We start from the raw sequence: 20,701 nt of genomic DNA on the forward strand, positions 1-20,701 counted from the left end.
CCTCGGCCACGTGAGTGCGCGCCCATTTTTTGTTGACGGGACGGCGGGTGTGGGCGGCGAGCCGGACGAGGCCTTGCCGCAGCACGGAGGCGACCGAGCCGTGGGCGCGGTCGTGCAGGTAGGAGGCGAGCCAGTCGACCGGATCAGTGGTGGCGTCCGGACGGCGGGAGGCTGCGCCGACGCGGATGACGGTGCGCCGGGGGTCGGGCACGCCGCGCAGGAAGCGGACCGGGCGGTGGGGGCCCAGGAGGCGGCGCAGTCCTTCCTGCCCGGCCGCATCCCGGACGTGGGAGGAGTGCGAGTCCACTACCACGACCAGCTCCACGGCAGGTGAGACAAGAATCACGCGTGGTACGAGGGCGTCGGCCCCGCCGGTCAGGTTCACGGCGGCGCGCTGCACCTGGTTCGGTTCGGCCAGCCACGCGGCCACGGAGACGGAGCGCACGCCGTCGGGAAGCGGGGTCGGCCATTCGCCCACACAGACGTCGGGCGGGGTGTCTCCCCAGATGCGGGCCAGATCCGCGGTGGTGAGGGGTGCGGCGGCTTCGCGGGCCTGGGCCCCTTGGGTGTAGATCCGTGTCGTGGTCCCCCGCATCCGGCCCACGGGGGTGCGGGCGGTGGCGCGCAGCACGTACAGGTCGCTTGCCGCACCGATCGCTTCCGCCCCCAGGTAGCGGTTGAAGTCCGGCCAGAGCGCTTCGATGGCCAGGTGAAGGCGGGTGAAGCGCTGCTGGACGCGGGCGGCGAGCGCCGGGGTGGTTTCGCTGGCCCCGTAGGCGAGGAGGATGCGCGTGTTCTTCGGATCCACGGCGCCTTCCAAGCCGCGGCGGACGAACAGTTCCACCCCTTCCGGTGTGTAGGGCGGGTCGGTGAAGACCAGGTCGGCGCTGCCGCGGACCGCGGGCGGCAAGCCGACCCGCAGGTCAGCGAAGTAGCAGCGGACGTTCCGACCGAGCCGGGCCGCCGCGGTGTCGATGTAGTCGAGCATGCGCTCGTCGATGTCCACCACGATCGCTTCCGCGTCCGGGTCGACCAGGGTCAGCGCGAGCGAAGTGAGGTCGTGGTCGCCGACGCAGAGCAGCCGGGCGCCGTGGGTGGTGAACCGGGTGGTGAGGAACAGGGCGCGGCGGAGCGCGGTGCGGGCCGTGGCGGACACGTGGTCCAGGTCGGTGCGGGGCGGGGGCGCTGCTTCGACCAGTCTGCCGAGTTCCGCTTCGACGTCGGAGTAGGCGTCGACGAGGTGGCCCACCGGGTCGGCGAGCCGGGGGCGGTCCGCGAGGCGGGCGTACCGGGCCGGGTCGTGGAGCCGGACCCGGTCGCCGTCGCGTTCGAGTTCCGTGTCGACCGCGGCCAGCGTGTCCACGACGACCCGGTGGGCGACCGCGGTGGCGCGCACCAGGTCGCGGGTGGTCCACCAGCGCCCGTCGGAGAGTGCGGCGAGGACCAGGTGGCCGCGGGCCGCGTGCACGCCCTGCGCGGCGAGCAGGGCGTGCGGGGTGGTCGAGTCGCTCATCGGGATGCGGCTTACCCGGTTTCCCCGGCTAGACCGGTGCCTGCCTCGCCCATCCCGGTGTCCCCGGCGGGCGCCTCGCCCATCCCGGCGTCTCCGGCAGGCGCCTCGCCCGCCCCCGTGTCCTCGGCCTGCTCCTGGGCGTCCCCAGTGCCTTCGCCTTGGGTTTCCAAGAAGTTCTTGCGTTCGTTGATCCGCTGGTAGATCGGCATGTCGAAGCGGCTCAGCGTGACCAGCGGCTGCTGGAGCACCTCGATCTCCTCAGTGGAGGTGGAGGTCTTCGACTGCACCCACAGCACGAGCAGGTAGTGGCCGTTGACGGTGGCTTCGGCCGAGCTGTAGCCGGAGCCGAGCTGGGTGAACGGCTCTTCCGTGGTGGGCGGGACGAGGAATCCGCCGCCGCCTTCCGGGTCGTCGTCGGCGGGGGCAAGCCCGTCGGCGAGCGCGCGGGAGGCCTCGATGTCGCGGAGTTTGAAGACCGCGGCCACGCCCAAGTAGTCGTCGGACAGGTAGGCGGCGCGCACCACCTGGGAGCAGTCAGCGCCTTCCACCGCGGCCACGGCCCGCGGACCCCACACCGCTTCGGTGCAGTTCTCGGTGATGTCCTGGGCGTGCAGGGTGAAGGTCAGTTCCCGGGAGCTGATGTCGGTGTCGCCCTCGCGGAAGAAGTCGCGTTCGGTGAAGGGGCGCGGGTCGTCGTCGCGGTTGGCGAGGAGCTCGTTGGCCTGCCCCGACTCGTAGACCTGGTAGCGGGAGGGCATGGCTTGGATGGTCTGCGAGTCACTCGATCCGGTGAACTGGAGGACCACGGTCACGACCAGCGCGATCACCGCGATGATGAGCGCACCGACGAGGATCGGGATGAGGGGGGAGCGTCGGTTCGCGCGTCGCCCGCCTTTGCGGCGGCGGGTTCCCCGACTCCGCCCAGCGTGGTCCTGGGGGGCGGGGGCCGGGGGTTTCCTGCGTCGGCCAGGGGCGCCGGACACGGGCGACTCGGTAGCTGACACCTGTGACCTCTTCGCTGAACGGAACGGTTTCGGGAGGGCTGTAGGGAAGGATAGAGGACTCTCCGGCGGGGTGCCGGCAGGATCACTCCTCTTCCTTGGCGTCGCGGACCTGTTCGTAGACGACGAGGGCAGCGTCCATGGCGGCGACGTTGAGCGTGGCCATGGAGTCGTCCCCGGAGGGTTCGCCGCCGTCGGCCCGGGCCACCCAGAACACCGCGACATAGTGACCCATGGCCTGGGCGGTGGCCTGGCTGTAGCCGGTGTGCAGTCCCTTGATGTCGTCCTTCATGGGCAGCACGAAGCCGGGGCTGCGGTCCGAGTCCAGGCTTTCCAGGGTGGCGGTGGCGGCTTCCGCGTCCGCCAGGTCGAAGAGCGTGAACTGCGCCACGTACTCGTCGTCGCTGTCCAGGTAGACGCCGCGGGCCGCGGAAGTGCAGGAGCCGGTGGACAGGGTCTGGGCGAGTTCTTCACCCCACACCACCGCGGTACACGTGTCGGTCACCTCGGATTCGCGCAGGGTGAGTTCCATCCCGTTGAGCGACAGCTCCTGGACTGGGCCGAAGATCTGCTCTTCGGTGAGCGGTTCCGCGTTGGGGTCGCGTTCCGCGATCGGGTCGAAGATGTCCTGCTGGCCTTGGGCGTGGAACAGTTCCGGGCGCAGCGTGCTGTGCCCGGCGGGCGGTTGGACGATGGGTGCGGGGGTCCGGTTGGCCGCGGCCTCCGGATTGAGCACTTGCATGACCAGGGCGGCCAGCAGCGCGAGCAGGGAGATGACCGCTAGGACCAGCAGGGTGATGAGCACATAAGTGCCGTGTTTTTGGCGACTCTGCTCGGCCAGGGTGTAGACGACCTGTTCGGGCCGGTCGCCGAGCACGGTGACTTTACGGAGCGCGGAAGCGGAGAACCGGGAGACACGGTCGACTGCCTTCGGTTTGCGGGTGCGGCTGGCGCGGCGCGGACTGTCCGCGGCGGTCCTGCCGCGTTCCGCGGCTCCGCCGCGGCCGGCTTTCGCGCTTCTGCGGCCGCGGCCGTTCACCTTGTTGGTGATCCGCCCAGTGGAGCGGCGGCCTTTGCGGGATCCCTGGTGGGCTCCGCTCGACCGGTGGTCGGTTTCGGGGAAGTCGTCGTAGTACTCGTCCTGGCGGTACCCAGTGGTGGGCTGGGATCCCGAACGAGAGCGGGCGCGACGCCCGGTGGGTTCGGCTTTGTCCAGCTTCACGTACTCATCCAAGGGGTGCGGGCCCCTCGCCGTGAACGGCGAGGGGGAAAACCTTGTGTGTCAGTCCCGTGGCTCGTCTTCCCGGGTGGTGGATTCGGGCGGCGTGGTCTCGGTGCTCTGCCCTGACAGTGAAGAACGCGAGGATACGGGCTCCTCTTCCTTCTCCGGGGTCTCGGTGCTCAGGACAGTGTCGGGTTCCTCTTCCTCGGTCTCGGCCGCGATCATCTGCGTGCCTTCGTCTTCGCCTTCGGGCACGACCCGCGAAGAGAAGGTGTCGAGACGCTGTCCGGCCCACACGAAGTAGGCGAGGGCGCCGAGGAAGACGACCAGGGCGGTCCAGTTGTTGAGGCGCAGGCCGAGGATCTCATGGGTGGGGTCGACCCGCAGGTATTCAATCCAGAACCGTCCCACACAGTAGCCCATGACGTAGAGCGCGAACAGCCGTCCGCCGCGGAGCTGTTCAGTGTAGCGGCGGCCCAGCCAGGCCAGGAGCCCGGCGAGGGCGAGGCACCACAGGGACTCGTAGAGGAACGTGGGGTGGTAGGTCTCCGCGCCGGGGACCATGCCGGGGCGCAGGGCACCGTTGTCGTAGGGGGTCACGTGCAGTGCCCACGGCAGGTCGGTGGGGGCGCCGAACAGCTCCTGGTTGAAGTAGTTGCCCCAGCGTCCGAACGCTTGGGCGAGCGGGATAGTCGGGGCGATAGCGAACGACAGTTGCGACAGCGACAGGCCGCGGCGGTGGGCCACCCACCACACGCCGAGCGCGCCCAGCGGGATCGCCCCCCAGATGCCCAGTCCCCCGTTCCAGATGTAGAGGGCGCCCATGGGGTCTTTCCCCGGTGCGAAGTACAGGTCGTAGTCGGTGATGACGTGGTAGAGGCGCCCGCCGATGAGTCCGAGAAGCACCGCGGGTACCGCCAGGTCCAGGATGGTCCCGGGGCGGCCGCCCAGGGCTTTCCAGCGGCGTTCACTCCAGTAGACCGCTGCGATGACCCCGGTCAGGATGCACAGCGCGTAGAAGTGGATCTTCAAGGGTCCCAGTTCGATGGCGTTCATACCGGGACTGGGAATAGCCGCAAGGGCGCGGCCCAGCTCGGCCGCGCCCGCGGTAGTGCTCAACGGACTCGTCATAACTTCGGGTTTTCCTTAGGCCGGTGGGGAGGGAGACGGCGGCTCCGAGGGCGTTGCATCGGTGTCCTCCTCCGCTGCCGGACGGGTGTCGACTTGGCCGGGGGGTGCGGCCAGGACCGCCTCGCGGAAGTCGGTCGCGGAGTAGGTTTCGTTGCCCAGGAGCGTCCCGTTGATGTAGATGGACGGGGTGCCGCCGAACGCGTTGGCCCCCTCAGAATATTTGGCGTTGACCGCGGCGGTGGCGTCGAGCACGGACCGGACGTGGCTGCCGTCCATGAACGAGGAGTCCACGCCGTTGTCCTCCCCCCATTCGATGAGGTCGTTCAGCCGCATGGTGCGGAGCTGGTCCTCGGGGATCTCAGCCCGCGCCTTGGTCGACAGTTCAGGGTAGTAGTTCGTGACGAACTCCTCCACGATCTCGCTTTCGGAACGCACGCGCTCCGCGAAGGCGGGATCGGTGATGCCGACTTCTTCTCCCCAGGCGATCAGGTCGTCGACGGCGTAGCCCTGCTGGCGGGTGCTGGGCTGGTTGTCGAAGAGGATGTCGCTGTATTCGACGAACTTGCCGTGTTCGGCGGCGGCCCGGGCTGCGGCGGCCGCGCGCAGCGAGTTCGCTCCCGCGGGGTCGCCCGCGTCCGCGAAGATGCTCACCGGTCGATAGTGGACGATCGCTTCCCCTTGCGCGGCCAGTTCTTTGAGGGTGTCCCCGTTGATCATTTCGAACCGGGCGCAGTGGGAGCACTGGTAGTCGGCGTAGACCTCGACGACGGGTGCGGCGACACCGTCGAGTGCCATGACGACGCTGCCGTCCTCTTGGAGGGTTTGGGGAGCGAGAGTGCCCGTGTACTCCTCCGCGGAGGTCCCGTTGGACGCCTGCACGATCAGGTAGCCACCGCCCACGACGAGGGCGATCACGGCAACCGCCGCACCGATGGTGGCCAGGAGTCTGTTGCGTTTGGCCCGCTTTTTCTGCTTGATGCGCTCCTGCCTGAGGCGCTCGCGGTTGGTGCGCCGCGACTCCTTGCTCATCAGCCGATCACCATTCTCTTGCTGGAACCCTAGTGTTGACCGGAGCGGGGCGTGACCGCCGTCCGTGTCGCTGTGCCGTGCGGGCAGCCCGCCGGCAGAATTGGTGGATTTTTACCGTTCTTCGTCTGAGGACGAGTAGAGGCCAAGGGCCCCGTCCAGGGAGTACCGGGAACGCGGCCAGATCGCGAGGAACAGTCCCAACGCCATGAAGCCGAGGTCACGCGCGATGTCCAGCGCGTAGGTGGTCTCGTCGGCGTCGACCACGCCTCCGGTGCCGAAGCAGCCGCAGTCGATGGTGAGGCCGCGGGCCCAGGCCGAGGCGATGCCCGCGATGAAGACTGCCATGAGCAGGGCGGAGATGATCCCTGTGACCCTGGTCGCCAGCCCGGCGAGCAGGAGCAGGGCCAGGGCGAGTTCGAACAGGGGCAGGGTGTAGCCGATGAGCTGGTTGAGGGTCTCTCCGAAAAGCTCATAGGCGGCTACCGACTCGACGGAGAGCGCGGGCACGATCACTTTGGTGTATCCGGCGTATCCCAGGATTCCGGCCAGGGCTACGCGCACGATCAGGCTCAGCCATGGCTGGACTGCCGCCCACCGGGAGGTGGCGGCTGGCTCCGCCGGTGGCGCCTCGTCTCGGATGCTGTCCGCTCCGCCGCTGAGGGCGTTCTCCTCGGTGCCGGTCGACATGCCTCTCCTGAACGTGGTGGTTGGGTGTGTGGGCGCGGTGCGCCTGGCTAGGGGACGCCGCGGGAACGACAAGAGACTACTACTCTCTGTATTGAGAGAGTCACAAAAACTCAGAGTCTTGGTGCGGCGTCTCTGCACACGCACATTAGCCCTCCGGCATGTGCCGGAGGGCTGTGGCGGAGAAATCTCACCAGATTCTCACCGAGCGGCCGCACGCACCCCCGCCGCGAGTTCCGCGGCGAAGTCGCGGACCTGCTGGCATGCGGTGTCCACGTCGGGCGCGTCCAGAACCCGCTGGCAGAAGCCGGTGCCGACAATGACCCCGTCGGCGTAGGAAGCGACTTCGGCGGCTTGGGCACCGTTGGAAATCCCGAGTCCGACGCAGATAGGCAGTCCGCTGTCTCGGGTGACGGCGCGGGTGCGTTCCACGAGCCTCCGCGCGGTCGCGGCCACCTTGTCGCGGGTCCCCGTCACCCCCATCAGCGAGGCGGCGTAGACGAATCCGCGGGACGCCGCGCAGGTCTTGGCGAGCCGCTCGTCGGTGGAGGACGGGGCGACCAGGAAGATCCGGTCGATCCCCGCGGCGTCGCTGGCCTTGATCCACGGCTCGGCTTCTTCGGGGATCAGGTCCGGGGTGATGAGTCCCGACCCTCCGGCGGCGGCCAGGTCGGCGGCGAACGCGTCCACCCCGTACTTTTCGATGGGGTTCCAGTAGGACATGACGAGGGCCGCGGCCCCGGCGTCGGCGACGGCGCGCACCACGGCGAGCACGTCCTTAGGGGTGGTGCCCGCGGCGAGCGCCCGGTCAGCGGCCTGCTGGATCACGGGGCCGTCCATGGTGGGGTCGGAGTAGGGGAACCCTACTTCGATCACGTCGCAGCCGCCCGCCACCATGGCTTGGACGACCCGGATGGAGGACGCGACGTCGGGGAAACCGGCCGGGTAGTAGCCGACCAGTGCGGCTCGCCCTTCTGCTTTGGCTTCGGCGAGTTTGCGGCGCAACACGGTCATCGGTCCTGCTTCCCCTCGTCGTCGAGCAGCCCGAAGTAGGTGGCGGCGGTCGTCATGTCCTTGTCGCCGCGGCCCGACACGTTGACCAGGATGGTGGCGTCCGGTCCCAGTTCGGCTCCGATCTTCCGGGCCCCGGCGAGCGCGTGCGCGCTTTCAATCGCCGGGATGATGCCTTCGGTGCGGCACAGCAGGCGGAACGCTTCCATGGCTTCCGCATCCGTGATCGGAGCGTAGGTGGCGCGTCCGCTCTCGGCCAGCCAGGCGTGCTCGGGGCCGACCGCGGGATAGTCGAGCCCGGCGGAAATGGAGTGGCTGGGCACGGTCTGTCCGTATTCGTCCTGCAGGACGAAGGTGCGGGCGCCTTGGAAGACGCCGACGCTTCCGCCGGTGATGGAAGCGGCGTGGCGTCCCGTGTCCAAGCCGTCGCCGCCCGCTTCGAACCCGTACAGCCGCACGGACTCGTCGGGGATGAACGCCGCGAAGATCCCGATGGCGTTGGAGCCGCCGCCGACACAGGCGGCGACCGCGTCCGGGAGGGCCCCGGTGCGGTCCAGGACCTGCTGGCGCGCTTCTGCGCCGATGATGTAGTGCAGGTCGCGGACCATGGACGGGAACGGGTGCGGTCCGGCGACCGTCCCCAGCAGGTAGTGGGTGGTCTCGACGTTCGTCACCCAGTCCCGGAAGGCCTCGTTGACCGCGTCTTTGAGGGTCCGGCTGCCCACGGTGACCGGGATGACTTCGGCGCCGAGCATGCGCATGCGGGCGACGTTGAGGGCTTGCCGGCGTGTGTCTTCCTCGCCCATGTAGATCACGCATTCCAGTCCGAGCAGCGCGCACGCGGTGGCGGTGGCCACGCCGTGCTGCCCGGCCCCGGTCTCGGCGATCACCCGGGTCTTGCCCATGCGCTTGGTGAGCAGCGCCTGGCCGAGCACGTTGTTGATCTTGTGCGAGCCCGTGTGGTTGAGGTCTTCACGTTTGAGCAGGATCCGGGCCCCGTTGCAGTGCTCGCGGAAGTTGTGGGCTTCGGTGAGCGGGCTGGGGCGGCCCGTGTACTCGGTGAGGAGACGCTGCAGTTCCGCCTGGAAGTCCGGGTCGTTCTTCGCTTTCTCCCAGGCCACGGCGACCTCGTCGAGCGCGGCGACCAGGGCCTCTGGGCTGAACCGGCCGCCGAACCGGCCATAGTGCCCGCCCTCACCCAGGTAGGGAGGCACGGGAAGTGTGTTGTTGGTTGTCATCAGGTCTCCAGGTGCCCTGGCGGGGGCACGGCATCGGGTGGACGGTCGGTCGCGGCAGAACCCGCTTCCGCCAGCCGGACAGAGCAGTGGGGCTGTGTGGGACGTCCGCGGTCGCCCTGCGGGTCGGGTGGACCGGGGAGCGGTCGTCGCGCGCCTCGCCGGTTCCTCGACGCGTATCGCTCCCGGAACGGCGCTGCGGATCACGCCGCGCCTACCGACAGTATGCCGGGAAACGTCCCCGCCGCGGGTAGCGCGTCAGGGACGCTCCGCCAACCACCGGGCATGGGCTCTCCGGCGCCCGTGCCGGACCGCGGCGGTCCGCAGGGCGCACGGAGAGGGTCCGTGGGCGGCGGTCAGTGCCGGTCCCGCAGCGCGGGGTGGGCACCTGCCGTGACCAGGTCGGCAACGGCCTCGCGGGGTTTGCGTCCGATGACCAGGCTCTCCCCCACCAGGACGGCGTCGGCTCCCGCGCTCGCGTAGGCGAGCAGGTCGTGGGGTCCGCGCACCCCCGACTCGGCGATCTTGATCTTGTCGTCGGGGATCAGCGGAGCCAACCGGGCAAAAGTGCCGCGGTCGACCTTCAAGGTCTTCAGGTCCCGGGCGTTGACACCGATCACCGTGGCTCCGGCGTCCAAGGCACGTTCGACCTCTTCTTCGGTGTGCACTTCGACGAGCGGAGTCAACCCGAGGGATTCGGCCCGCTCCACCAGGGAGACCAGGGCGTCCTGGGACAGCGCAGCCACGATGAGGAGGACCGCGTCCGCACCGTAGACCCGCGCCTCCCACAACTGGTAGGAGCTGACCACGAAGTCCTTGCGCAGCAGCGGCGTGTCCACAGCGGCGCGGACCGCCGCCAGGTCGGCCAGGCTGCCGGCAAAACGGCGCTGCTCGGTCAGGACGCTGATCATGCAGGCGCCGCCCGCGGCGTAGTCGCGTGCCAGCGCGGCGGGGTCAGCGATCGCGGCGAGAGCGCCCTTGGAAGGGCTGGAGCGCTTCACCTCGGCGATGACCTGGACTCCGGGAGCGCGTAGCGCCGCCACCACGTCCTTGGGCCACGGTAGGGCCGCGGCCTGCTCTTTGAGCTTATCCAAGGGCACGGCGGCCTGGCGTTCCGCGAGGTCCGCGCGCACTCCGTCGATGATCTCGTCGAGCACGCTCACGTAAGGGGGCCCCTTCTGCTGTCGACTGGGTCACTGGGAGCGAGAGCGCTCACTCCCGCCGTATGTCCCGATCGTATCCATCCCAGGACTCTTTCGGACACCGGTACCGCTCTTTGCGGTTTTCCGCGGGCAGACGGACGGTTTTCCGCTGTTTCGGTGGCGGCCCGCGGCTGCCGCTCCGACAGTAGTGCTCGGGACCCGGTTACGACAGGATCGGCGCGGGGACCCCGCCGGGGGCGAGGAAGGTCGCGAAGGGGAGGTTGCGCACCACCCAGAAGACGAGGATGGCTCCGGGCAGGGCCCACGTCCAGAACGGATGGAGCGGCGCGGGCGGTGCGGGAGGCGTGGGCGGCGGGCGGAAGGACCGGTACACCCAGCGCACGTAGGCGAACGCGAGGAACGGCAGTACGGCCAGCAGCAGGAGGTTCATCTGCGCGGCGCCGACAATGTCGAAGTAGGTGAGCGCGTGCAGCGCCCGGGTGGTCCCGCAGCCCGGGCAGTAGGTTCCGGTGACCGTCAGCCACGGGCAGACGGGATAGCGCCCCGGCACGTTGGGGTCGACGACGTGCACGACGACCGCGCCGAGGAGGCCGAGAACGCCGAGAGCGAGCGGCGCCGCCGCAGGATGCAGGCGGCGCCGTCTCTCTGGTATCGACGGCTCGACCATGGTGTCGTCAGGGAGTGGTGTAGGGGTAGGAGGGATCGCTGGTGACGGCGGCGCCCAGCATGACCGTGAAGATGATGCTGAGCAGCAGCATGACGATCCCGATGGCGAAGCCGATCACGCCGATGATCCCCAGGATCTTGGCGGTGCTGGACGCACTCTCGGCTCCGGCGTAGTCACCCATCTCCCACTTCTTGTTGACTTGAAGCGAGAAGACCAGGCCGATGATGCCGATGACCGTGCAGCCGAGGATGCCCAGGATGTTCATCCACAGGTAGTTCTTGGGCGGCTGCGCGGCAGGCTGACCCCCGCTGGGGTAGCCGGGGGGCGGGGTGAAGCCACCGGGGGGCGGACCGGGCGGAGGACCGTAGCTCATCGTTCGTGTCTTTCCGTAATTGCGTTTCTTCAGGACGCGTCGCAATCCAGGGAGAGGATCCAACGGGTGTCACGGTTGAACCTACTGCCCCGGATGCACACGAACGACCGAATAATGCCAGATTTTTGCGCGCTATGCCTGGCTTGGTCTGGCAGCGGGAGCAGCGGCCCTCACCATCCGGTTGCTCCGGTCCCCGGAACAAGTCCCGGAGACCGGGCGGTCACACCGTTGCTTTCTCGCTGTTCTTGGTCTGCTGGGCGAGCTTCGCCTCGTACTCTTCGCGGGTCATCGGGCGAGGGCGGGGCGCCTTGCGACCCAGTCCCGCTTTCTTCATCACACCGGCCACGACAGCACACACCACGCTGGCGCCCAACCCGACCAGGGTGCAGGTGAGGAAGTTCAGACCAGCGATGATCGCAACCGCGGATGCAAGCCAGACGACGATCCACGAGATGGTGAGGAACCAGCCGGCAACGGTGTTGCCGTGGTCGTCATGGTGTTCGGCCATCAACGCTCCTTAGGTTCAGCGTTCTCATCGGTGGGATCCGCGCCGCTGTCGAGCGACCGCCACAAATCTGCGGGAGCACCGGTACGGGTCGCGCGGGGGGCGCTGTGGCGATCGTACCGACTGCTCATGACCGGCCATGCAGTACCCCTGACCAGGGTCAGCACCCCTGCGACGCACAGCAGTACCGCGCCTGCGCCCGCCAGGACAGGCCACTGCCATGCCACAGCGGGGTCGCCCAGTGTCCCCTCCACGGTGGTGGCCTGCTCCGCGGCAGCCGCCAGCGCCGCGGGGCGTATTCCCAGCACAACAGCGGTGCCGGCACCGACCCCCAGCAGCACGACCAGGGCCCCCACGGCTCGCCGTGCCGCTCCCCTGGTCGCTACCACCGCCGCGAGCGCGGCGAGCGCGGTCCAGCCCAGCGCGGAAGAGACCGGGGCGAGCTCGGCGGCGGACAGTTCCACGGTGACGGGGGCGAGGTCCTCGGCCAGGTCGATGCGGACCGCAGCCCACACCTGCGGGGCAGCGGCGAGCAGCGCGACTGCGCCCAGCGCGAGCAGGGCAAGCGCGGCCAGGTACTCGCGGCGGACCGGGCGAGGAGTGCTGTTGCTCACAGCAGCCGGTCCGCGTCGAAACAGGTGCGGTCCCCGGTGTGGCAGGCCCCGCCGGTCTGGTCGACTTTGACGAGCAGGGTGTCGCCGTCGCAGTCGAGGGACACCGAGACGACCCGCTGGGTGTTTCCCGACGTCGCGCCTTTGACCCAGTACTCGCCTCGGCTGCGCGACCAGTAGGTGGCGGCCCGGGTGGTGAGCGTGCGGCGCAGCGCTTCGTCGTCCATCCAGGCGAGCATGAGGACCTCCCCGGTGTCGTACTGCTGCACGATGGCGGGGACGAGTCCGTCAGGGGTGCGTTTGAGACGTGCTGCGATTTCGGGGTCCAGTTGGGGAGGGCTACCGCTCATACCTGCAAGCCTACGGCTGCGGGATCGCGTTCCCGGACCGGGCTGTGCTTATCTGGGGCGGGAAACGCACCGCGACGTGCGGGCGGCTTCCCGCCACCGCGCGCACCGTCGAGGAGGAGCCTTGGTAACCGTCGACCAACTCGCGACCGACCTGTCCGCTAAAGCCGCGGCTTTGCACCGGCTGGCCGACCACCTGGCCCGAAACGACCCGTACACGGCGCTGCCGTCCCTGTTGGACGACGAGCCTGCCGCGGTCGTGCTGCTGGGGGTGGGGGCGGGCTACTACGCGTGCCAGGCCGCGGGCATGCGGCTGCGCCGCGCCGGCCTGGGAGCGTTCGCGGAATCAGCGACCCGGGCCCAGCTTCCCCCGGGCGGTCCGGACACGCTGGTGGTCGCGGTGGCACTGGGCAGCGGGCGGCGGGAGCTGTGCGAGTCGCTGGAGCACTATGCGGGCTCCAGCCCGGTGATCGTGCTCGCCGAGTCCCCGGAGGCTCCGGAGGCCCGCTACGCCGATATTGTGGCGCCCCTCATGGCCGGGGATACCGCGCGGGAACTCGAGGTCCTGGCCTACCAGCAGGCGGTGGCGCTGCTGCTGGTGCTGGCGGCCCGGCTGGGCGCGTCCACTCCCGGGGTGGCTGACCCGGCGGCGACCCTGCGCCGTGCCGCGAACTCGATCACCGACCTGTGGGAGCGCTCCCCCCACTGGGTGCCCGCCCTGGCTCAGACGCTGCACGGGCCTGCGGGCACCGCCCTGGTGGCGCCCGCGGAACTGCTGCCTGCTGCCCAGTTCGGCGCGTTGACGCTGCGGCGCGGCCCGGTCCTGGTGGCGCACGCCTGCGAGACCGGGGAATGGTCGCACGTCGACCGCTACCTGGCTGCGCTCCAGGACTACCGTGCCCTGCTGTTCACCGGGTCGCGGTTCGACGAGCGGTTCGCCGCCCACCTGACTGCGCTGCGCGGCGTCTTCGCCGCCGTAGGGGGCGACGTGCCGGGGGCGGCGATGAGCCTGCGCTACCCGGGCGAGCAGGATCCAGACGTGCGCCTCCTCGTGGACCCGCTGGTCAGCGAACTGCTCGCCCTGCACTGGTGGCGGGAGCGCGACGCCTGATCCAACCGCGGACCGCAGGCTGCTCACGCGGAGCTGCGCACCCAGGAGGCGTGCAAGTCCGCGTACACGCCGGGACGGGCGACCAGTTCGGCGTGGGTGCCGCGCTGGACGATCCGGCCGCGGTCGAAGACCAGCACTTCGTCGGCGGCCTCCGCGGTGGACAGCCGGTGCGCGATCGCCACCGAAGTGCGGCCCCGGGTGAGGAGGTCCAGGGCGTGCTGGATGCGGACCTCCGTGGCCGGGTCGACCGCCGAGGTGGCCTCGTCCAGGATGAGCAGATCGGGGTCGGCAATGTAGGCCCGGATCAAGGCAACGAGCTGCCGCTCCCCCGCGGACAGGGACTCGCCGCGCTGCCCCACGGGCGTGGCCAGGCCGTGCGGTAGGCCCGCCAGCCATTCGCTGAGCCCCAACTGGGTGATCGCCTCGGTGATCTGCTCGTCGGTGGCCTCAGGCCGAGCGAAGCGGATGTTGTCGGCCAGAGTGCTGTCGAACAGGAACCCTTCCTGGGGGACCAGCACCACGCGGGAGCGCAGCGAGGAGAACGCCACTTCGCGCAGGTTCACCCCGTTGAGCAGGATCTTGCCTTCGTCCGGGTCCATGAGCCGGGTAAGGAGTTTGACGAAGGTGGTCTTGCCGGAACCGGTCTCCCCGACCACGGCGACACGGCTGCCCGGGGCGATCTCCACGGTGATGTCGTCGAGCACGCGGGGGCCGCCGGGGTAGGCGTAGTTGACGTGGTCGAAGCGGATGGAGATCGGGCCGTGCGGCAGGGGGGTGCCGGAGGCTCCCGGATCCGCGATGTCGGGTTCGGTGTCGAGGACCCCCAGGACCCGTCGCCAGCCCGCGATCGCGTTCTGGGCTTCGTTGAAGATCTCGGTGGCCATCGTCATGGGGGCGACGAACAGGTTGATGAGGAACAGGAAGGCCACGAGCTGTCCCGCGGTGAGCGAGCCGATGACCCCCAGCCAGATACCGACCGCGATGACGACCGCGTAGGTGAACGCGGAGACGAGCTCGGCCAGCGGGGAGACCGCCATGGAGAGGCGCTGGGCTTTGACTTGGGCGTTGCGGGTGGCCAGTACGGTCCGGTCGATGCGCCGCGCCGTGCGCTCCTCAGTGCCGTAGGCGCGGATCACCGCGGCGCCCACCACGGTCTCCCCGATGACGCCGAGCATCTCCCCCGTGCGTTCCCGGACTTTCAGGTAGGCCTTGGAGAGCAGCCGCTGCAGCCAGCGCACCCCGAAAAGCAGGGGCAGGAAGCACACCCACACCAGCAGGGTCAACTGCCAGGAGTACACGGCCATGAGCACGGTGGCGATCGCCAACTGGCCGGTGCTGACGATGAGCAGGATGCCGCCCCACTGCATGAAGGTGCTGATCTGGTCGACGTCGCTGGTGACGCGGGAGACCAGGGCGCCTTTGCGTTCACTGTTCTGGGTGAGCACCGACAGGTCGTGCACGTGGCGGAACGCTGTGCGGCGCAGCGTGGCCAGCCCGGATTCGGTGGACTGGTAGAGGCGCGCGTTCATCAGGTAGGAGCACAGCGCGGTGACGACGACCAGGGCTGTGCAGAGCGCGACCGTGGCCACCACGAAGCCGATGTCGGGTCCGCCTTCGGCGAGCAGCCCGTTGTCGATGATCTGCTGGACGGCGAGCGGCACGATCACTTTGCCGAGGGTCGCCACCACGGCGAGGGCCACGGTCACCGGCAGGCCGCGAGTGAATTCGGGGGACAGGGCGACCCCGCGGCGCAGAGTGGCCCACGCTGACTCGGTAGACCGGTGCAGGGCGGGCGCGGTGGGCGCAGGCGTGGAAGCCTCCGCGGGGGCCTGGGCGGGGGAAGTCCGGGTACGGGTCGGGGCGCTCATCGGACAGCCTCCTGGTCGGCGGATCGGGACGCGGCGGCAGCGCGCCGTTGGGCAGCCTGCTCGTAGGCGGTGACGAGACGGCGGTATCCGGGGGAGCGGGCCAGCAGCTCTTCGTGGGTGCCCCGGTCGCGGACTGTGCCTTGTTCGAGGTAGACGACTTCGTCGGCGAGTTCGATAGTGGCCCGGCGGTAGGCCACGACCACGACGGTGGCTCCCGCCAGGTCGGCTTCCCGTAGCCCGCCGAGAATCCGGGCTTCGACCTGGGGGTCGACCGCGGAGGTCGCGTCGTCCAGGATGAGCAGTCGGGGTCGGCGCACCAGGGAGCGGGCCAGGGCGAGGCGCTGCCGCTGCCCGCCGGACAGGCTGGTGCCGCGCTCCCCCAGCCGCGTGTCGAGCCCTCGGGGCAGGGCCGCCACGAAAGAGTCGGCGTGGGCGAGGCGCAGGGCCTGCCAGACTTCGGTGTCGTCGACGTCCAAGCCCAGGGTGATGTTGTCGCGGACAGTGTCGTCGAAGATGAACGTCGTCTGCGGCACGAGCGCGATAGCGCAGGCGAGTTCCCCGGGGGCGTAGCGGCGGGCGTCCACCCCGTTCACCAGGACGTCGCCGTGGTCGGGGTCGACGAGGCGGGCCAGCAACATGGTGAGGGTGGACTTCCCGGACCCGGTGGGGCCGACCAGGGCGGTCACCTTCCCCGGCGCCAGGTCCAGGGTGACGTCGCGCAGCACGGTGATGCGTGGTGTTTCTTCGTTTCCGGTCGCGTCCAGGCCGCGTCCGCCTTCCAGGGTGTCCCGGCCGAGGTCGGCGGGGGAGGTGTCGGCGTAGGAGAAGCTGAGGTTGCGGACGCTTACCGCCAGGCCGCCCTCGCCGTGCAGCCGTTCCTTGCCGTAGTCGGTGCCTCCTTGCGCGTTGAGCACTGCGCTGACCCGCCGCCAGCCCACCACGCTGCGGGGCAGGTCCCCGAGCAGCCAGCCCAGGGAGCGGATCGGGAGCGACAGCAGGGTGAACAGGTAGGCGATCTGGACGATGTCGCCTGCGGTGACGTCGCCCCGCTGCAAGCGGATCAACCCGATGAGCAGCACCACGAGCACGCCCAGGTTGGGCAGTGCCTCCAGCAGCGGGTCGAATGCGGCCCGCATCCGGCCCACGCGGATCTGGGCGTCGCGGAGGCGTTCCGCGGCCCGGGTGAACCGTTCCGTCTCCATGTCTTCGCGTCCCAGGGTCTTGACGACGAGTGCGCCGTCGAAGGACTCGTGGGCGACCTCGCTCACCTGGGAGCGCAGGGCTTGCGCGTGGGTGGCTGCGGGGGACACGCGGCGCTGGAAGACGAGGTTGGCGATGGCGAGGAGCGGGAAGACGACGAAGCCCACCAGGGCGAGCACGAGGTCGGTGGCGAGCATCGCCCCCGCGGCGATCACCAGCATGGCGGTGCTGCCCACGGCCATGGGGAGCGGGGCAAGCGGCTGCCAGGTCGCTTCAACGTCGGCGTTGGCGTTGGACAGGAGCTGCCCTGCGGGGTGCCGCTGGTGCCAGGCCAGCGGGAGTTCCAGGTACCGGCGGGCGACCGCGCGCCGGTAGCGCGCCTGCATGCGGTACTGCATGAGCCCGGCGTAGAAGCGGCGCGCCCCCAGTCCGAGGGCTTTGAGGAAGCCGACCGCGAACACGACCGCGGACGCGGTGGCGACCGCGGCCACGGTGGTGCGCTGCTCCATGATGGCGGGCAGGATGACCTGTTCGGCGACGGCGCCGAGGACGGAGGCTGAGGCGACAGCGGCGACCGCGTAGAGGACTGCACCGGCCACGGCGGCACTGAAGACCCACGGTTCCGTGCGGATGGCGATCCACAGGATGCGCATCCCCTCGGTGAAGACTCGAGAGCTGACGTCGGGCTTCGCTGCGGCTGGCCCCTGCGCCATTCATCCCCCCGTTGTGTTGTCGTGGTGTGCAGTGCTCCCCTGGCAGGCGCAACGGTTCCTCACCGTACCTACCGGACCGTCAGGGTGCACCGGTCAGGTTCAGCGCCGGGGATTGCCGAACTTATTCCAGTCCGAGGGCTTGGGCTGGCCGTGCCGCTCCTGCCGGGACTGCCCCGCTCCCCCGGTTCTAGCTCGATGAGCTGGGCAGACGGGTCCGGTGTTCGACGGGGTGTGCGGCTGCTGCTGTCCGGATGCGGCCGCGGCATGGCATGCCGGTGGGGGGACGGGAGCGCGCTCCCGTCCCCCCACCGGCAGGGAACAGTCCAGGTGCGGCCCGCGGGTCAGCGCACCGGGTAGCCTTTGGCCCGCAGCTCGGCTTTGACGTCGCTGATGGTGATCTCCCCGAAGTGGAACACGCTGGCGGCGAGGACCGCATTGGCGCCCGCGTCCACGGCGGGGGCGAAGTGTTCGACCGCGCCCGCTCCCCCGCTGGCGATGAGCGGCACGTTCACCGCTTTCCGGACTGCGCGGATGAGCTCCAGGTCGAAGCCGGACTTGGTGCCGTCGGCGTCCATGGAGTTGAGCAGGATCTCCCCGGCCCCGAGCTCTTCAGCCTGCTGCACCCATTCGACTGCGTCGATGCCGGTCCCTTGGCGGCCCCCGTGGGTGGTGATCTCGAAACCGCTGGGGGTGGCCGTGCCGTTGACGGTGCGGCGCACGTCCGCGGAGAGCACGAGGACCTGGCTGCCGAACTCCTGGGCGATTTCGCGGATCAGTTCGGGCCGCCGCACGGCCGCGGTGTTGATGCTGACCTTGTCTGCTCCGGCGCGCAGGAGCCGGTCGACGTCCTCGGTGCTGCGCACCCCTCCCCCCACGGTGAGGGGGATGAACACCTGCTCGGCGGTGCGGCGCACCACGTCGTAGGTGGTCTCGCGGTTGCTGCTGGACGCGGTGACGTCGAGGAACGTCAGCTCGTCGGCGCCTTCAGCGTCGTAGCGCCGGGCCAGCTCCACCGGGTCGCCCGCGTCCCGCAGGTTCTGGAAGTTGACGCCTTTGACGACCCGGCCCCCATCCACGTCCAAGCAGGGGATGACGCGTACTGCCAGGCTCATTGGGCAACCTCGCGCACGGTAGCCAGGGCTTCTTCCAGGGTGAACGCGCCCTCGTACAGGGCGGTGCCCATGATGGCGCCTTCCACCCCTTCGGGCACGAGCGCGGCCAGTGCGCGCAGGTCGTTGAGGCTGGAGATACCGCCGCTGGCGACGACCGGCTTGTCGGTGCGGGAGCACACGTCCCGCAGCAGGTCGAGGTTGGGGCCTTTGAGGGTGCCGTCCTTGTTGACGTCGGTGACGATGTAGCGGGCGCAGCCCGCAGCTTCCAGCCGTTCCAGGGTCTCGTAGAGGTCGCCGCCGTCGCGGGTCCAGCCGCGCGCGGCCAGGGTCGTGCCGCGGACGTCCAGACCGATCGCGACCCGGTCGCCGTGTTCTGCGATGACCTTGGCGCACCAGTCGGGGTTTTCCAGCGCGGCGGTGCCGATGTTGACGCGGTGGCAGCCGGTGGCCAGGGCTGCGTTCAGCGACTCGTCGTCGCGAATCCCTCCGGACAGTTCCACTTTGATGTCGAGCTTGCCGACGATGGAGGCGAGGAGTTCCCGGTTGTGGCCGCGGCCGAATGCAGCGTCCAAGTCCACGAGGTGGATCCACTCGGCTCCGGCGTTCTGCCAGGTCAGCGCGGCGTTGAGTGGGTCGCCGTACCGGCCGCCGGTTCCGTCTTTGCCCTGGACGAGTTGGACTGCCTGGCCGCCGGCGACGTCGACGGCGGGAAGGAGTTCAAGGATGGGCGCCATGGTGGTGAACCTTTCACGGGCGTACGAGCACAGGGGCGCTACAGTGTCGCCACCCAGTTGGCGAGCAGTTGGGCGCCCGCGTCCCCGGATTTCTCCGGGTGGAACTGGGTGGCCCACAGCGGACCGTTCTCCACGGCCGCCACGAACGGGGTGCCGTGGGTGGACCAGGTAACCAGCGGCGGTTTCAGGTGCGGGCTTGTGGTCTGCATCTCCCAGGTGCGCACGCCGTAGGAGTGGACGAAGTAGAAGCGCGTGTCTTTGTCGATTCCGGCGAACATGGCGGATTCCGCGGGCGCGTCCACGGTATTCCAGCCCATGTGGGGGATGACGGGAGCGTCGAGCCGTTCCACGGTGCCGGGCCATTCCGCGCAGCCTTCGGTGACGACGTCGTTTTCGACTCCCCGTTCGAACAGGATCTGCATGCCCACGCAGATACCGAGGACGGGCCGGCCTCCGGCGAGGCGTTTGCCGATGACGCGGTCGCCGCGGAGCGCACGCAGTCCGCGCATGCACGCTGCAAACGCCCCCACTCCGGGGACGACGAGCCCGTCGGCTTCCAACGCGGTGTGCGGGTCACTGCTGATCGTGGCGTGGGCGCCGACGCGCGCCACGGCCCGCTGCGCGGAACGGAGGTTTCCCGATCCGTAGTCGAGGATGACAACGCGTGGCTGCACGGATGGACGAGCCTTCCTGTGTGGACGGTCAGAAGTAGCCGAGGCGGAGCACTCCGGCGATAAGGGCGAGGAGTGCGCAGACAGCCAACCCTGCGGCGATGACCCGGTTGATCTTCCACAGGGACAGGGTGCCGCCGACGAGCAGGCCGCTGAGGCCGATCAGCAACACCCCTATGATCGCTGTGCTCACAGCGTGCCCTTGGTGGACGGCACCCCGGTGACGCGGGGGTCGCGTTCGCAGGCGGACCGCAGCGCGCGGGCCACTGCCTTGAACTGGCATTCCACGATGTGGTGGGGGATGCGCCCGTAGGGCACGTGGACGTGCAGGGTGATCCGCGCCTGGGCGACGAAGGACTCGAAGATGTGCCGGGTCATCGTGGTGTCGTAGTCCCGGCCGATCATCGGGGCCATGCCTTCGGGTTCGGAGTGCACCAGGTAGGGGCGGCCCGAAATGTCGACGGTGACTTCGGCGAGCGCCTCGTCCAAGGGGACTTTGGCGTCGGCGAAGCGGCGGATCCCGCTCCGGTCGCCGAGGGCTTCCCGGAACGCCGCCCCCAGGGCGAGGGCGGTGTCCTCCATCGTGTGGTGGGCGTCGATGTGCAGGTCGCCTTCGGTGCGCACGGTCAGGTCGAACAGTCCGTGCTTGGCGATCTGGTGGAGCATGTGGTCGTAGAAACCGACGCCGGTGGAAATGTCGGCGGCACCGGTGCCGTCGAGGTTGACCTCGACGAAAACCTTGGTCTCGTTGGTGGCGCGTTCGACGCGGCCGATGCGGCTCATGGGCTGGTTCTCCTCGT

22 protein-coding genes are annotated in these 20,701 nt (G+C 69.5%); 1 reads left to right on the forward strand and 21 read right to left on the reverse strand.

Going from position 1 to position 20,701, the window contains the following annotated elements:
• From TF1_RS01775 to hisI, 14 genes are all read right to left on the reverse strand, one after another.
• A partial coding sequence (locus TF1_RS01775; protein WP_061783571.1) for a bis-aminopropyl spermidine synthase family protein occupies positions 1 to 1,513 on the reverse strand: 1,513 nt, incomplete at its 3' end.
• Positions 1,514 to 1,524: 11 nt separating this feature from the next.
• Positions 1,525 to 2,517, reverse strand: coding sequence for a hypothetical protein (locus TF1_RS01780; RefSeq protein ID WP_011291618.1), 993 nt, complete (start codon positions 2,515 to 2,517; stop codon positions 1,525 to 1,527).
• Positions 2,518 to 2,599: 82 nt separating this feature from the next.
• Positions 2,600 to 3,748 (reverse strand): hypothetical protein, encoded by a 1,149-nt coding sequence (locus tag TF1_RS01785; protein ID WP_011291617.1) that lies wholly within the window; start codon positions 3,746 to 3,748, stop codon positions 2,600 to 2,602.
• 48 nt (positions 3,749 to 3,796) lie between these two features.
• Entirely contained in the window at positions 3,797 to 4,867 is a 1,071-nt protein-coding gene (lgt, locus tag TF1_RS01790; RefSeq protein ID WP_011291616.1) for a prolipoprotein diacylglyceryl transferase, read from the reverse strand.
• 15 nt (positions 4,868 to 4,882) lie between these two features.
• On the reverse strand, positions 4,883 to 5,896 hold the full coding sequence (locus tag TF1_RS01795) for a DsbA family protein (RefSeq protein WP_011291615.1): 1,014 nt from the start codon (positions 5,894 to 5,896) through the stop codon (positions 4,883 to 4,885).
• Positions 5,897 to 6,007: 111 nt separating this feature from the next.
• The gene (locus TF1_RS01800) at positions 6,008 to 6,583 is read right to left on the reverse strand and encodes a MauE/DoxX family redox-associated membrane protein (protein WP_011291614.1); all 576 of its coding nucleotides are present in this window, start codon (positions 6,581 to 6,583) and stop codon (positions 6,008 to 6,010) included.
• Positions 6,584 to 6,781: 198 nt separating this feature from the next.
• Positions 6,782 to 7,594 carry a tryptophan synthase subunit alpha gene (gene trpA, locus TF1_RS01805; RefSeq protein ID WP_011291613.1) on the reverse strand — a complete coding sequence of 271 codons (813 nt, stop codon included), beginning with the start codon at positions 7,592 to 7,594 and terminating at the stop codon, positions 6,782 to 6,784.
• The gene (trpB, locus tag TF1_RS01810) at positions 7,591 to 8,829 is read right to left on the reverse strand and encodes a tryptophan synthase subunit beta (RefSeq protein ID WP_011291612.1); all 1,239 of its coding nucleotides are present in this window, start codon (positions 8,827 to 8,829) and stop codon (positions 7,591 to 7,593) included. The genes trpA and trpB overlap by 4 nt, the downstream gene beginning before the upstream one ends.
• 353 nt (positions 8,830 to 9,182) lie before the next feature.
• On the reverse strand, positions 9,183 to 9,989 hold the full coding sequence (gene trpC / locus TF1_RS01815; RefSeq protein ID WP_011291611.1) for an indole-3-glycerol phosphate synthase TrpC: 807 nt from the start codon (positions 9,987 to 9,989) through the stop codon (positions 9,183 to 9,185).
• A gap of 202 nt (positions 9,990 to 10,191) precedes the next feature.
• Entirely contained in the window at positions 10,192 to 10,656 is a 465-nt protein-coding gene (locus TF1_RS01820; protein WP_011291610.1) for a DUF2752 domain-containing protein, read from the reverse strand.
• Positions 10,657 to 10,663: 7 nt separating this feature from the next.
• Positions 10,664 to 11,029: a CD225/dispanin family protein gene (locus tag TF1_RS01825; RefSeq protein WP_016188516.1), complete on the reverse strand. Its 366-nt coding sequence runs from the start codon at positions 11,027 to 11,029 to the stop codon at positions 10,664 to 10,666.
• 220 nt (positions 11,030 to 11,249) lie between these two features.
• Positions 11,250 to 11,537 carry an HGxxPAAW family protein gene (locus TF1_RS01830; protein ID WP_011291608.1) on the reverse strand — a complete coding sequence of 96 codons (288 nt, stop codon included), beginning with the start codon at positions 11,535 to 11,537 and terminating at the stop codon, positions 11,250 to 11,252.
• On the reverse strand, positions 11,537 to 12,148 hold the full coding sequence (locus TF1_RS01835; protein ID WP_011291607.1) for a Trp biosynthesis-associated membrane protein: 612 nt from the start codon (positions 12,146 to 12,148) through the stop codon (positions 11,537 to 11,539). The genes TF1_RS01830 and TF1_RS01835 overlap by 1 nt, the downstream gene beginning before the upstream one ends.
• Positions 12,145 to 12,495, reverse strand: coding sequence for a phosphoribosyl-AMP cyclohydrolase (gene hisI, locus TF1_RS01840; protein ID WP_011291606.1), 351 nt, complete (start codon positions 12,493 to 12,495; stop codon positions 12,145 to 12,147). The genes TF1_RS01835 and hisI overlap by 4 nt, the downstream gene beginning before the upstream one ends.
• Positions 12,496 to 12,616: 121 nt before the next feature.
• On the opposite strand from hisI, the gene TF1_RS01845 reads away from it, so the two are divergent.
• Complete coding sequence (locus tag TF1_RS01845; RefSeq protein ID WP_016188513.1) at positions 12,617 to 13,603, forward strand: MurR/RpiR family transcriptional regulator; 987 nt, start codon at positions 12,617 to 12,619, stop codon at positions 13,601 to 13,603.
• 23 nt (positions 13,604 to 13,626) lie between these two features.
• On the opposite strand, the gene TF1_RS01850 is transcribed toward TF1_RS01845, so the two are convergent.
• The 7 genes from TF1_RS01850 to hisB all read right to left on the reverse strand — a co-directional run bounded on the left by TF1_RS01850 (position 13,627) and on the right by hisB (position 20,684).
• Positions 13,627 to 15,471: an ABC transporter ATP-binding protein gene (locus TF1_RS01850; protein ID WP_011291605.1), complete on the reverse strand. Its 1,845-nt coding sequence runs from the start codon at positions 15,469 to 15,471 to the stop codon at positions 13,627 to 13,629.
• A complete protein-coding gene (locus tag TF1_RS01855) occupies positions 15,468 to 17,384 on the reverse strand; it encodes an ABC transporter ATP-binding protein (protein WP_011291604.1) in 1,917 nt (638 codons plus the stop codon). Before TF1_RS01855 ends, TF1_RS01850 begins: the two co-directional genes overlap by 4 nt.
• Positions 17,385 to 17,725: 341 nt before the next feature.
• Complete coding sequence (gene hisF, locus TF1_RS01860; protein WP_011291603.1) at positions 17,726 to 18,496, reverse strand: imidazole glycerol phosphate synthase subunit HisF; 771 nt, start codon at positions 18,494 to 18,496, stop codon at positions 17,726 to 17,728.
• On the reverse strand, positions 18,493 to 19,230 hold the full coding sequence (gene priA / locus TF1_RS01865) for a bifunctional 1-(5-phosphoribosyl)-5-((5-phosphoribosylamino)methylideneamino)imidazole-4-carboxamide isomerase/phosphoribosylanthranilate isomerase PriA (RefSeq protein WP_061783572.1): 738 nt from the start codon (positions 19,228 to 19,230) through the stop codon (positions 18,493 to 18,495). The genes hisF and priA overlap by 4 nt, the downstream gene beginning before the upstream one ends.
• A 38-nt stretch (positions 19,231 to 19,268) precedes the next feature.
• Positions 19,269 to 19,904, reverse strand: coding sequence for an imidazole glycerol phosphate synthase subunit HisH (hisH, locus tag TF1_RS01870; protein ID WP_011291601.1), 636 nt, complete (start codon positions 19,902 to 19,904; stop codon positions 19,269 to 19,271).
• A gap of 28 nt (positions 19,905 to 19,932) precedes the next feature.
• A complete protein-coding gene (locus TF1_RS16225; RefSeq protein ID WP_011291600.1) occupies positions 19,933 to 20,094 on the reverse strand; it encodes a hypothetical protein in 162 nt (53 codons plus the stop codon).
• Positions 20,091 to 20,684: an imidazoleglycerol-phosphate dehydratase HisB gene (hisB, locus tag TF1_RS01875; protein ID WP_011291599.1), complete on the reverse strand. Its 594-nt coding sequence runs from the start codon at positions 20,682 to 20,684 to the stop codon at positions 20,091 to 20,093. The genes TF1_RS16225 and hisB overlap by 4 nt, the downstream gene beginning before the upstream one ends.
• Positions 20,685 to 20,701 lie beyond the last annotated feature (17 nt).

It is taken from the genome of Thermobifida fusca NBRC 14071 = JCM 3263, from assembly GCF_001592045.1.
GTDB lineage: Bacteria > Actinomycetota > Actinomycetes > Streptosporangiales > Streptosporangiaceae > Thermobifida > Thermobifida fusca.

Excerpts from the sequence above, each read along its gene's own strand:
- lgt (WP_011291616.1), bottom strand. The coding sequence starts at position 4,867 with ATGACGAGTCCGTTGAGCACTACCGCGGGCGCGGCCGAGCTGGGCCGC.
- TF1_RS01795 (WP_011291615.1), bottom strand. The coding sequence starts at position 5,896 with ATGAGCAAGGAGTCGCGGCGCACCAACCGCGAGCGCCTCAGGCAGGAG.
- TF1_RS01800 (WP_011291614.1), bottom strand. The coding sequence starts at position 6,583 with ATGTCGACCGGCACCGAGGAGAACGCCCTCAGCGGCGGAGCGGACAGC.
- trpA (WP_011291613.1), bottom strand. The coding sequence starts at position 7,594 with ATGACCGTGTTGCGCCGCAAACTCGCCGAAGCCAAAGCAGAAGGGCGA.
- trpB (WP_011291612.1), bottom strand. The coding sequence starts at position 8,829 with ATGACAACCAACAACACACTTCCCGTGCCTCCCTACCTGGGTGAGGGC.
- TF1_RS01820 (WP_011291610.1), bottom strand. The coding sequence starts at position 10,656 with ATGGTCGAGCCGTCGATACCAGAGAGACGGCGCCGCCTGCATCCTGCG.
- TF1_RS01825 (WP_016188516.1), bottom strand. The coding sequence starts at position 11,029 with ATGAGCTACGGTCCTCCGCCCGGTCCGCCCCCCGGTGGCTTCACCCCG.
- TF1_RS01830 (WP_011291608.1), bottom strand. The coding sequence starts at position 11,537 with ATGGCCGAACACCATGACGACCACGGCAACACCGTTGCCGGCTGGTTC.
- hisI (WP_011291606.1), bottom strand. The coding sequence starts at position 12,495 with ATGAGCGGTAGCCCTCCCCAACTGGACCCCGAAATCGCAGCACGTCTC.
- TF1_RS01850 (WP_011291605.1), bottom strand. The coding sequence starts at position 15,471 with ATGAGCGCCCCGACCCGTACCCGGACTTCCCCCGCCCAGGCCCCCGCG.
- TF1_RS01855 (WP_011291604.1), bottom strand. The coding sequence starts at position 17,384 with ATGGCGCAGGGGCCAGCCGCAGCGAAGCCCGACGTCAGCTCTCGAGTC.
- hisF (WP_011291603.1), bottom strand. The coding sequence starts at position 18,496 with ATGAGCCTGGCAGTACGCGTCATCCCCTGCTTGGACGTGGATGGGGGC.
- priA (WP_061783572.1), bottom strand. The coding sequence starts at position 19,230 with ATGGCGCCCATCCTTGAACTCCTTCCCGCCGTCGACGTCGCCGGCGGC.
- hisB (WP_011291599.1), bottom strand. The coding sequence starts at position 20,684 with ATGAGCCGCATCGGCCGCGTCGAACGCGCCACCAACGAGACCAAGGTT.